Origin of the sequence: Caloranaerobacter ferrireducens (assembly GCF_001730685.1) — a bacterium.
Classification (GTDB): Bacteria; Bacillota; Clostridia; order Tissierellales; family Thermohalobacteraceae; genus Caloranaerobacter; species Caloranaerobacter ferrireducens.
Genome location: NZ_MDJR01000001.1, coordinates 811,091 through 823,695, shown reverse-complemented (window position 1 = coordinate 823,695; position 12,605 = coordinate 811,091). Strand labels below are relative to the sequence as shown.

The following is a 12,605-nucleotide window of genomic DNA, read 5'->3' as shown; positions in this document are numbered from 1 at the left end:
ATGAAAATCTATTATATTAAATATGAAACAATTATAAAATTCTTTATATTACTATTAATACTATTAATAATAGGCGTTTCTATTTTATTGTTTAAGACATTGTATAGTAATAGCAAAGAAACTTTTAATAATGAGGATGTTTTCTATAAAGGCAATATCAATGAAAAAGTCATTGCATTTGCTTGTAATATAGATTGGGGCAATGAATATATTAAGCCAATGTTAAATATTTTTGATACATATAATATAAAAATATCGTTTTTTGTTACAGGGAGATGGGCAAGAGATAACAATGAATTACTTAGAGAAATATATTCACGTGGTCATGAAATAGGCAATCATGGATATTTACATAAAGATTATAGTAAGTTGAATTACGAGTCTAATAAAAAACAAATACTAGAAGCTGAAAAAATTATTTACAAAATTACTGGAGTAAAGCCTGAATATTTTGCACCTCCATCAGGAGCATATAATAAGTATACAGTAAGGGCAGCTAAAGATCTGAATTATAAAATAATAATGTGGAGTATAGATACGATTGATTGGAGAGATGACAGTACTAAAGAAAAGATTATTAAAAGAGTTGTTAGTAAGTCACATAACTCAGCTATAGTATTAATGCATCCTAAAAAAGAAACTGTCAAAGCACTGCCAATAATTATAGAGTCATTAAAAAGAAAGGGATACAAAATAGGTAGAGTAAGTGATGTAATAAAAAATTAGTGATATTATTGAAATAATTGTTAAACTGTTCTATAATAAACAAAGGTAAGCAATAGTAAATTGTAGGAGGAAGAGATGTTTAATAAGATAGTATTAGAAAATGGTCTAAGGATAGTAACAGAAAATATACCTTATGTAAAGTCCGTTACAATAGGGATTTGGATTGAGACAGGTTCTCGATTTGAGGATCAAAATAATAACGGAATATCACATTTTATTGAACATATGTTGTTTAAAGGAACAGAAAATAGGACTGCTAAACAAATTGCAGAAAGTATAGATAGTGTAGGCGGACAATTAAATGCGTTTACTAGCAAAGAATGTACTTGTTTTTATGCTAAAGTTTTAGACGAACATTTGCCTTTAGCAGTCGATGTATTAGCTGATATGATTTTTAATTCGAAATTTGATGAAGAAGATATTATTAAAGAGAAGAATGTAGTACTTGAAGAAATTAATATGTATGAAGATTCGCCTGAAGATTTGGTACATGATTTAATTTGTCGAACTATGTTTGATGGACATCCTCTGGCGTATCCAATTTTAGGTAATAGTAATATTTTAGAGAAAATTGATAGAAAAGACATATTAAATTATTATAAACGCTATTATGCACCTAATAATACTGTTGTATCTATAGCAGGTAACTTTAATACAGATGAAGCAATAGAATTAATATCTAAATATTTTTCAGACTGGGCTCCAGTAGAGAAAAAAGAAAAAAAACAGAATCCTCCGATGTTTTATAGAAGGGTTATGGGGAAAAATAAAAATACTGAGCAATTGCATCTTTGCCTTGGTATGAAGGGAGTACCTCAAGGAACAAATGAAATGTATTATCTTATGGTGTTGAATAATATTTTTGGCGGAAGTATGAGCTCAAGGCTATTCCAAAAAATTAGAGAAGAGAAAGGATTAACCTATTCGATATATTCATATCCATCATCTTATAAAGATACGGGGATGTTTACGATTTATGCAGGTTTAAATCCTAATTACGTAACTACTGTTTTGCAATTGATAACAGAAGAAATAGATAAAATAAAGAATGGTGGATTAACGTCAAATGAAGTATATAAATCTAAAGAACAGTTAAAGGGGAATTATATTTTAGGTCTTGAAAGTACATCTAGTAGAATGTCTTCTATGGGTAAATCGGAACTTTTACATGGAAAAATGTATAAGCCAAAAGAAATATTAAATATGATCGATAATGTGCAGAAAGAAGATGTCGAAAGGATAGCAAAAGAAGTTCTAGATTTTAATAAACTTAATATTTCATTTGTAGGTGATGTAAATCGTTATCAAATTGAAAGTGATTTTAAAAAGATCTTTGGCTAGATTACTAGGTTCTAGTAATCTTTATTTTTTTAATAATTTTAACGGAAAATAATAAGTTTAAATTAAAGTTGAAATTATAGAAAAAAGAGGTGTAGATATGATAGTAAAGATTGTTAATAAAAGTAAATTTCCAATCCCCGATTATAAAACTAAAGGAGCATCAGGTATTGATTTATTTGCTAATATTGATAAAGATGTAGTACTTAAACCTATGGAAAGATTATTAATACCAACGGGAATCTATTTATCAATACCTGAAGGGTATGAGGGACAAATAAGAGCTAGAAGTGGTTTAGCATTAAAATATGGAATTGGACTAGCTAATGGAATTGGAACTGTAGATAGTGATTATAGAGGAGAAATAAAAGTAATACTAATAAATTTTGGAGATAAAGAATTTGTGATAAAACCAGGGGATAGAATTGCACAACTTATTTTTGTTAAATATGAAAAAGCTGAATTTAGAGAAGTAGAAACATTAGATGATACTGAAAGAGGTAGTGGAGGTTTTGGACATACTGGTATTTAGTTAATATTTATGAATATTTATTTAACTAGTGCATAAGATTATAAAAATAAAAAAAGGATTAGGGGGATTTTTATGAGGTTAAGTAAATTAGGGGGAAAAGAGATTGTTAACTTGAATGATGGTGGTAGACTAGGTATGGTAGCTGATTCAGATTTAGTAATAGATGAAAAAACGGGTAAGATAAAATACTTAATTGTCCCAGATAATTCGTTACAATTAAATATTTTGAGAAATCGTGCAGAAATTGAAATTCCATGGGAAGCAATTAGAAAAATTGGTAATGATATGATAATAATTGAATTAGATGAGGATTGATATTAACAATTTAGTACTAGATTCATATTATAAATTAAGTAAGCTTTTAAGCGTTAATATGATATAATATACTTAGTTTATATTTGGGGTGAAATTATGAAGATTGTAATTCAAAAATTTGGAGGCACTTCGGTTTCAACTTTTGAAAATAGAGAGAAAGTAGTAAAAAAAATAATTGACAAATTTAGTAAAGGGTATAGTTTGGTTGTAGTAGTATCAGCAATGGGACGAAAAGGGGATCCGTATGCTACAGATTCACTTATAAGTCTTGTAAATAAACAGAATGTGAGTAAAAGAGATTTAGATTTATTAATGTCATGTGGCGAAGTGATATCAGCTATTGTTTTATCAGATCATATCAAAAGAAGAGGTTATGAGACTATTGTACTTACTGGTCAGCAAGCTGGAATAGTGACAGATTCAAACTATGGTGAAGCAAATGTGATTTCAGTTAATCCTGAAAGAATTATGAGACATCTTTCGCAGAATAAAATTGTAGTTGTGGCTGGATTTCAGGGAGCAGATGAAAATGGTGAAGTTACAACTTTAGGCAGAGGTGGTAGTGATACAACAGCAGTTATTTTAGGTGAAGCTTTAAAAAGCGAAGTTGTTGAAATATATACAGATGTTGATGGTATAATGACTGCTGATCCAAGAATCGTACCGGAAGCAAAATTAATTGAAAAAATATGTTATTCTGAAGTTTATCAGCTAGCAGAGAATGGAGCAAAAGTAATTCATCCAAAAGCAGTTGAAATTGCTGAAAGGGCGAATTTAAAGGTTGTTGTAAAAAATACTTTAAACGAGTGTACAGGTACTTTAATCACTTATCCTGAAACTTATAATTATTCAATAGATAAAAATAAAGATAATATTATTACTGCTATTACACATAAGGTTGGAAGAGTTCAAATTATTATTTATTCAGATGGTAATGAAGAAAAAATACAAAAGTTAATGAATGAAATTGCTAAAAATAATATAAGTCTTGATTTAATTAATTTATTACTAGATAGAAAAATATTTACTATAGATAAAAAGGATTTAGGTAAGTTAAAAAGAATATTAGATAGGAGTAACATAAGGTATAATTTAATTGATAATTGTTGTAAATTAAGTATTATTGGTAATAAAATGAGTGGAGTACCTGGTGTAATGGCTAAAATTGTAAATGCATTATCTAATGAGGGAATAAGTATATTGCAGACTTCTGATTCACATACAACTATTTGGTGTTTAATAAAAGAAAGAGACGCACATAAAGCAATTAAAGTTTTGCATAAGGAATTTAATTTAGGTGAAGAGTAGACGTTTATGTCTACTTTTTCTTTTTGTATATAAATAATTTTACAGTAAAAAATATTACTAGTAACATTCTATTAAAATTGAAAGGAGATAAATCATGAATGACAAAATGATTTTAGAAAATCATTATAACGAGCACAAACTTAACAATAAAATGATTATGTCAACGACAAACACTGAAGAAAATGAGAAGGATAATAAAGACACAGAGATAACTAAAAACATTAAAGAGTTAGGTATTCAAAGAAGTCCAGATTTACCAACTGATATACACATATTAAATATAATTGGTGAAATTGAAGGGCATGTAGTAGCACCACCTCAAAAAAAAGCAACTAAATATGAACATATTATGCCTCAATTAGTTAGTGTAGAACAGAATCCTAAAATAAAGGGACTTCTGATTATATTAAATACAGTAGGTGGTGATGTGGAGGCAGGATTAGCTATTGCAGAGATGATAAATAGTATAAGTAAACCTAAAGTATCTTTAGTTTTAGGAGGTAGTCATAGTATTGGAGTTCCTCTAGCTACATCAAGTGATTACTCATTTATAGTACCAACAGCAACAATGACTATACATCCAGTTAGGATGACAGGTCTTGTTATAGGGGTACCACAAACATTTAGATATTTTCAAAAAATGCAGCAAAGAATTATTGACTTTGTTTTAAGGACATCTAAAATTAATAGAGAAACTTTCCTTAAGTTCATGTATGATACAGATGAAATTGCTAATGATGTAGGTACTATATTAATTGGTGAAGAAGCAGTTAAATATGGTTTAATTGATGAAGTAGGAGGTTTAAATAAAGCTTTAAGTAAATTAAAATCTATGATTAGTGAATTTAGAAGTGAGTAATTAGAATAGTATATATATATAAAATATGTTATAATTACTTGAGTGAAAGTGTTAAAGTTTTGTTCTAACATTAACACTTTTTATATTTAAGAAGGGGGTCGTAATATGTCTTTATTAAAAGCGATTTTTTTAGGGATATTTCAGGGTATTACAGAGTTTTTGCCAATTAGTAGTTCAGGTCATTTAGTTTTATTACAAAAGCTTTTTGGTATTGATGAAGGTAATCTTTTTTTTACAGTAATGTTGCATTTTGGAACATTAATATCAATTTTTATTGTATATTTTAAAGATATAGTTAATATAATAAGTGAGTTTATTAAATTTATTGTTGAATTATTAAAAGATAAGAAAATAAAAATAAACAATGAATATAGAAAATTAGGTATAATGATTATCATTGGTTCAATACCAACAGCATTAATGGGTATTTTATTGGAAGATATTTTTGAAAGTTTTTATAATACAACTATAATTATAGGTTTAGCTTTAATATTTACTGGAATATTACTTTGGGCTGCTGAAAAAATAAAATCTGGCAAAAAATCTATTCGTAAAATGACAGTTAAAGATGCTATTGTAATAGGAACATTTCAAGGAATGGCGATAACTCCTGGTTTGTCTAGATCAGGCTCTACAATAGTAGGTGGGTTGTTCATGGGGTTAAATAAAAAAAATGCTACTAGGTTTTCTTTTCTATTAGCTTTACCAGCAACTTTTGGTGCGTCTTTATTAGAGTTATCTAAAACTTTAACTACTAATTTATCAGATATAAGTTTTTTAATAGTGATAGCTGGTATTTTATCATCTTGTATAACAGGTATTTTTTCAATAAAGTTTTTAATTAAAGTATTAGAAAAGGGTAAATTATATTATTTTTCATATTATGTATGGTTTTTAGGCTTGATTGTTATTTTACTTGAATTGATAAAATAGATACATAAATAAAGGTTTATTATAAACTTTGTAGAATTATTCTATGAGGTGATTATATTGATAAAAATAATTAATAAAAAAAATAAGAAAATTAAAAATAAAAAAAATAGAAGCAACAATAGTATTGACAGTATAAGTAAGGAAATTTTAGGGATTATAATAATAACAGTTTCTATATTAATATTTACAAGTTTATATAACTATTCAAATGGTTACATTAATCAAATAATTAGAGGCAAAATACTAGAATTAACAGGTGTTGGTAGTGTACTATTTCCTGTAATAGTTTTGATTATAGGTATATTGTTTCTTTTCAATAGATTTAATAATAGTCGTATTAAAAAAATAATATATTTAATGATGTTGTATTTATGTATGCTAACTTTATTTGAATTGAGAGCTTTTCCATCAATAGAAAATATAAACCTAGTTGAAAAAATAAAGATTTCCATTGTTTCTGCTAGCAATATGTACGGTGGAGGATTATTAGGTGCTTTTTTTGCATTTATATTATTAAAATTATTTGGTTTGTTGGGCACGTATATTGTATTAATATCTACAACATTAATTTTATTATCTCTTTTAATAAAAATTAGCTATGTTAAAATACTAAAAAAGTGTTATTTATTAATAAAAAAGTTTTTTATTAAAATATTTAAAAATAGATATGCAGCTAATTCAAACAAAGAACAAGGGATAAATATTATAGAGAATATTAAACAAGAGGATAAGGATGGAAAGAAGTGTATGTTAAATGAAAGTGAGATTGAAGAGAAAATAAAGATATTAGATTTTACAAAAGATATTGAAAAGCAACAGGATAATGAGTCTAGACTGATAAAAAATGGTGTTAAGGATGATATTAATATAATACAAGACAAAAATACTAATGTTTTGGAAAACTTTAGATTGCCAAGTATCGATTTATTAGATATTGCTACTAATAAACAGCAAATGATAAATGATAAAACAGAAATAATTAATAATGCAAAAAAACTAGAGAAGACTTTATTAGATTTTGGTATTGAAGCAGAAATTGTACAAATTAGTAGAGGACCAACAATTACTAGATTTGAATTACAGCCTGCACCTGGTGTTAAAGTAAGCAAAATTGTAAATTTAGCTGATGATTTAGCATTAAGTTTAGCATCTTCTGATATAAGAATAGAAGCACCGATACCTGGTAAATCTGCAATAGGTATTGAAGTACCGAATAAAGTGAAATCAGCTGTTAAAATTAGAGAAGTATTGTTATCAAAAGAGTATAAGAATATAGAAACTAAAATTCCTTTTGCTTTAGGTCAGGATATAGCTGGAAATCCTATAGTAGCCAATTTAGAAAAGATGCCACATTTGCTTATAGCAGGTGCTACTGGATCTGGTAAAAGTGTTTGTATAAATACTTTGATAGCTAGTATACTTTATAAATCTAGACCTGATGAAGTGAAATTATTAATGATTGATCCCAAAGTAGTTGAATTAAGCGTATATAATGGAATACCACATTTATTAATACCTGTTGTTACTGATCCTAAAAAAGCTTCTTTTGCATTAAATTGGGCTGTAAATGAAATGACAAGAAGATATAAATTGTTTTCTAAGCTAGGAGTTAGAGATCTACATAGTTATAATAAAAAACTAGATAAAGAACAAACTGATAAGAAGCTACCTCAAATTGTAGTAATCATTGATGAATTAGCTGATTTAATGATGGTTGCACCAAATGAAGTAGAAGAAAGTATATGTAGGTTAGCACAGATGGCAAGAGCTGCTGGTATTCATTTAATTATAGCGACTCAGAGACCATCTGTTGATGTTATAACAGGTACTATAAAAGCAAATATACCTTCAAGGATATCATTTGCTGTGTCTTCACAAGCCGATTCAAGAACGATTTTAGATATGAATGGTGCTGAAAAACTTTTAGGTAAAGGAGATATGCTATATTATCCAGTAGGCGCTTCAAAACCAATTAGAGTTCAAGGGGCTTATATAAGTGATAGAGAAGTAGAAAAAATCGTCGCTTATTTAAAAGAATATAATAATGAAGAAAACTATGAGAATGAATTACTAGAAAGTGTTAATAATAAAACTGAGAAAAGCGATGATACTGTAGATGAATTGTTGCAAAAAGCTATCGATTTAGTTATAGAACATGGACAGGCTTCTATATCATTATTACAAAGAAAATTTAGAATCGGATATTCTAGAGCGGCTAGGCTCATTGATGAGATGGAGGAAAGAGGTATAATTGGTGGATATGAAGGAAGCAAACCGAGGAAAGTATTAGTAACAAAAGAAGATTTAAAAGAGTAGTTTATAATATTTTAAATAAGAGGTGTTACTAATGATAAATGTAGTAAAGATAGAGGATGTAATTGATAAAGATGATATAGTTTATATAGATGTAAGAAGCCCGAGTGAATATAAAATTGATACAATTCCTGAAGCTATTAATATGCCTATACTAACTGATAAAGAACGTGAAGAAATAGGATATATTTATAAACAAGTTGATGTTGAAAAAGCAAAAGTTTTAGGGCTTGAATATGCATCAAAAAAACTAGTAGATTTTTATTCTATAGCTAATAAGATAAAAAGAGAAGGGAAAAAAATTGCATTATTTTGTTATAGAGGAGGAATGAGAAGTAATTCTGTAGCAAAAGTTTTAGATGCAATGGGATTGGATGTTTTTCTAATTGAGGGGGGATATAAGAGCTATAGGCATTATGTTTTGAAAACATTGCAGTCATATAAAAATAAAATCAAGTTTATTGTTCTACATGGTTATACAGGAACTGGAAAAACAAAATTATTATCGCTGTTAGAAAAACAAGGTGAACCTGTTTTGAATTTGGAGTATTTAGCTAGAAATAGTGGTTCAGTTTTTGGTAATATATACTTTAGAGAGGAATCAAGTACACAAAAAAAATTTGATTCAATGTTATTAAAAAAATTAAAAGAGGTAAAGAATAGTTATATGTTTGTAGAAAGTGAAAGTAAAAGAATTGGGAGAATTGTTATTCAAGATTTTCTTTATAATGATATTTCTAATGGCTATCATATACTAATAAAAACTAGTTTAGATAATAGGGTTAAAAATATAATTGATGAATATGTTAATATACAAAATTATAATGAAGAATTAATAATAGATTCAATTAATAAACTAAAGAAAAGATTAGGACATAACAAGGTTGAAGAGTTGGTAAAACAGGTTAAAATACGGAATTTTGATTATGTAATAAAAGAATTAATGATTGAATATTATGATCCATTATATAAATATTCAATTGATAAAATAAAACATTTTGATAAAATAATAGAATATAGAAATATATCAGAAGCAGTAAATGAACTTATAGACTTTGTTGAAAATACAGTATTGAAAGGAGAGCCTAGATGAACACGAAAGTATCATTAGTAACTTTAGGATGTTCAAAAAATTTAGTAGACTCTGAGATAATGTTGGGTATTATAAGAGAAAATGGCTATTTACTAACACAAGATTTAGATAAAGCAGACATCATAGTAATTAATACCTGTGGTTTTATTAAAGACGCTAAAGAAGAATCAATAGATACAATAATAGAACTAGGGGAGTACAAAAAGATAGGAAAGTGTAAAAAGCTAATTGTAACTGGTTGTTTAGCTGAAAGATACAAAGAAGAGATTCTTGAAGAATTACCAGAAGTTGATGCGGTTATTGGGACAGGAAATTTAAGAGACATAGTAAATGTTATAAGAGAGATTGAAGAGGGTAAGAGAACTCTGAAGGTTGGTGGAATAAATAATTTTGATTATGATATTCTGCCTAGATTTATAAGTTCTTCTAATTCGACTGCTTATGTAAAAATTGCTGAGGGGTGTAATAATTTCTGTACTTATTGTATCATACCTAAGATTAGAGGTAAGTATAGGAGTAGACCTATTGAAAGAATTATTGAAGAAGTTGAGAAATTGGTTAAAATGGGGAAAAAAGAAATAATTTTAATAGCACAAGATACTACAAAGTACGGGTTGGATTTATATAATGAGGTTAAACTACCGAAACTTTTAGATGAATTAAATAAAATTGAAGGATTAGAATGGATTAGATTACAATATTTATATCCAGATGACTTTACAGATGAGCTTATAGATAGTATAAGAAAAAACGAAAAGGTTGTAAAATATGTAGATATACCGATTCAACATATAAATAATAGAATTTTGAAAAGAATGAACAGAAAGACCACAAAAGAAAGCATAGTACATTTAATAGAGAAGCTTAGAGATAGAATACCTAATATTGTTATTAGAACTACATTAATTGTAGGATTTCCAGGCGAAACTGAAGAAGAGTTTAATGAACTATGCGAATTTGTAAAGGATATGAGGTTTGATAGATTAGGTGTTTTTGCGTATTCAAAAGAAGAAGGTACACCAGCTGCTAATTTTGAAGGCCAAGTCGATGAGTCTATAAAAGAAGAAAGAAAATCTATTATTATGGAAATACAAAAACAGATATCATTTGAAAAGAATAGAGAAAGAATAGGAGATATTTATAAGATTTTAATTGAAGAAGAGATTGAAAGAACAGAAAATAGTTTAGTATATTTAGGAAGAAGTTATATGGACAGCCCAGAAATTGATGGATTTGTTTATGTACACAGTAAACATTATTTAACTTTAGGTAGTTTTGTGAATGTAAGAATAACTGATTGCTTAGAATATGATTTAATAGGAGAGATAGACTATGAATTTAGCAAATAAGTTAACTATAATAAGAATATTCTTAGTACCTGTTTTTATGTTTTTTCTATTAGTTAAGATACCTTACGGGGAATATATAGCGGCATTTATATTTATACTAGCTGCTCTTACAGATAGTTTAGATGGCTATATAGCAAGAAAGAGAAACCAAATAACTAAATTTGGTAAATTCATGGATCCTCTAGCTGATAAATTATTAGTATCGGCTGCATTAATATCATTAATTGAAAAAGGAAAATTATCTGCTTGGGTTGTAATACTTATTATAGCAAGAGAATTTGCAATTACAGGTTTAAGAGTATTGGCTGCTTCAGAAGGTATTACTATTGCAGCAAGTTGGTGGGGGAAAATCAAGACAATATCGCAAATAGTAGCTATAATAACTTTGTTATTGGATAATTATCCTTTTAGATTAATACATATACCTTTTGATAAAATATCTGTTGCTTTAGCTGTTATTTTTACATTAATTTCAGGATTTGATTATCTTTATAAAAATAGAAACGTTTATTTAGCAGGTAATAAATAGTTTAAAAAAGATATCAGATTAATTAGAAATCTGATATCTTTTTTAAAATCTAAATAAAAACAAAAAATAAGATTGACTGTGTGTGAAAATTGTTATATAATTACAATAGAACATAAGTTCGAACAATGAAAGGTAGGTGAACCAGAGTTATCTGGAAGGGTATGTTAGAAAAGAAAAAAGCTTTGGAAATGGCTATAAGTCAAATTGAAAAACAATTTGGTAAAGGCTCTATTATGAAGTTAGGTGAAAATTCTAAGCTTAATGTTGAAGCGATTTCTACAGGAGCATTAAGCTTAGATATTGCTTTAGGTATAGGTGGTTTACCAAGAGGTAGAATTATAGAGATCTATGGCCCAGAATCTTCTGGTAAAACAACCGTAGCACTTCATGTAATAGCAGAGGCTCAAAAACAAGGTGGTTCTGCTGCGTTTATTGATGCTGAGCATGCATTAGATCCAAGTTATGCTAAAAGACTTGGAGTTGATATCGATAATCTTATTGTGTCACAACCTGACACTGGTGAGCAAGCTTTAGAAATTGCAGAAGCATTAGTGAGAAGTGGAGCGATTGATGTAATAGTAATAGACTCAGTCGCAGCTTTAGTTCCTAAAGCGGAAATAGAAGGAGAAATGGGAGATAGTCACGTAGGATTACAAGCTAGGCTTATGTCACAGGCTTTAAGAAAACTAGCTGGTGCAATAAAAAAATCTAACACAATAGCTATATTTATTAATCAATTGAGAGAAAAAGTTGGCGTAATGTTTGGCAATCCTGAAACTACACCAGGTGGACGAGCTTTGAAATTTTATGCTTCAGTTAGATTAGATGTAAGAAAAGTTGAAACTTTAAAACAAAGTGATGAGATGATAGGGAATAGAACAAGAGTGAAGGTAGTTAAGAATAAAGTTGCACCACCTTTTAAAATTGCAGAATTTGATATAATGTATGGTACAGGTATTTCTAAAGAAGGTAATTTATTAGATGTTGGTGTATCTGATGGAATTATTAATAAATCGGGGTCTTGGTATAGTTATGGTGAATATAGACTTGGGCAAGGAAGAGAAAATGCGAAAGAGTTTTTAAGAGAAAATATAAAAATAGCTCAGGAAATTGAAGAAAAAATAAGAGTTAAATATGGATTAAATGTAAAAGAAAATCAAAAAAATAATAATGAAGAAGATAAAAAGATGAAAAATAAGAAATAAACAGCCTCTTTTAATGAGGCTGTTTATTTCTTATTGTATTGTATTCTGTATTATTCTATTTAAAATCAATTTATTTATAGTTGTTTTTAACTATTGGCCAATAGA

12 protein-coding genes are annotated in these 12,605 nt (G+C 27.9%); all 12 read left to right on the top strand.

Going from position 1 to position 12,605, the window contains the following annotated elements; genetic code table 11:
- Entirely contained in the window at nt 1-726 is a 726-nt protein-coding gene (locus BFN48_RS04035; RefSeq protein ID WP_069649557.1) for a polysaccharide deacetylase family protein, read from the top strand.
- A 75-nt stretch (nt 727-801) separates the two neighbouring features.
- Nucleotides 802-2,067 carry a M16 family metallopeptidase gene (locus BFN48_RS04030; RefSeq protein ID WP_069649556.1) on the top strand — a complete coding sequence of 422 codons (1,266 nt, stop codon included), beginning with the start codon at nt 802-804 and terminating at the stop codon, nt 2,065-2,067.
- A 97-nt stretch (nt 2,068-2,164) separates the two neighbouring features.
- A complete protein-coding gene (dut, locus tag BFN48_RS04025; protein ID WP_069649555.1) occupies nt 2,165-2,596 on the top strand; it encodes a dUTP diphosphatase in 432 nt (143 codons plus the stop codon).
- Nucleotides 2,597-2,668: 72 nt separating this feature from the next.
- On the top strand, nt 2,669-2,911 hold the full coding sequence (locus BFN48_RS04020; RefSeq protein WP_069649554.1) for a YlmC/YmxH family sporulation protein: 243 nt from the start codon (nt 2,669-2,671) through the stop codon (nt 2,909-2,911).
- 96 nt (nt 2,912-3,007) lie between these two features.
- Nucleotides 3,008-4,219 carry an aspartate kinase gene (gene dapG / locus BFN48_RS04015; RefSeq protein ID WP_069649553.1) on the top strand — a complete coding sequence of 404 codons (1,212 nt, stop codon included), beginning with the start codon at nt 3,008-3,010 and terminating at the stop codon, nt 4,217-4,219.
- Between the two features lie 94 nt (nt 4,220-4,313).
- A complete protein-coding gene (locus BFN48_RS04010; protein WP_341419047.1) occupies nt 4,314-5,078 on the top strand; it encodes a ClpP family protease in 765 nt (254 codons plus the stop codon).
- 105 nt (nt 5,079-5,183) lie between these two features.
- Nucleotides 5,184-6,011: an undecaprenyl-diphosphatase UppP gene (gene uppP / locus BFN48_RS04005; protein WP_069649552.1), complete on the top strand. Its 828-nt coding sequence runs from the start codon at nt 5,184-5,186 to the stop codon at nt 6,009-6,011.
- A 57-nt stretch (nt 6,012-6,068) separates the two neighbouring features.
- Entirely contained in the window at nt 6,069-8,327 is a 2,259-nt protein-coding gene (locus BFN48_RS04000; protein WP_278287294.1) for an FtsK/SpoIIIE family DNA translocase, read from the top strand.
- A gap of 31 nt (nt 8,328-8,358) precedes the next feature.
- Nucleotides 8,359-9,417, top strand: a complete 1,059-nt coding sequence (gene mnmH / locus BFN48_RS03995; RefSeq protein WP_069649551.1) for a tRNA 2-selenouridine(34) synthase MnmH — start codon at nt 8,359-8,361, stop codon at nt 9,415-9,417.
- Nucleotides 9,414-10,766 (top strand): 30S ribosomal protein S12 methylthiotransferase RimO, encoded by a 1,353-nt coding sequence (rimO, locus tag BFN48_RS03990; protein WP_069649550.1) that lies wholly within the window; start codon nt 9,414-9,416, stop codon nt 10,764-10,766. Before mnmH ends, rimO begins: the two co-directional genes overlap by 4 nt.
- Nucleotides 10,750-11,295, top strand: a complete 546-nt coding sequence (gene pgsA, locus BFN48_RS03985) for a CDP-diacylglycerol--glycerol-3-phosphate 3-phosphatidyltransferase (RefSeq protein WP_069649549.1) — start codon at nt 10,750-10,752, stop codon at nt 11,293-11,295. Before rimO ends, pgsA begins: the two co-directional genes overlap by 17 nt.
- A 161-nt stretch (nt 11,296-11,456) precedes the next feature.
- Entirely contained in the window at nt 11,457-12,500 is a 1,044-nt protein-coding gene (gene recA, locus BFN48_RS03980) for a recombinase RecA (protein ID WP_069649548.1), read from the top strand.
- The last annotated feature ends 105 nt before the right edge of the window (nt 12,501-12,605 follow it).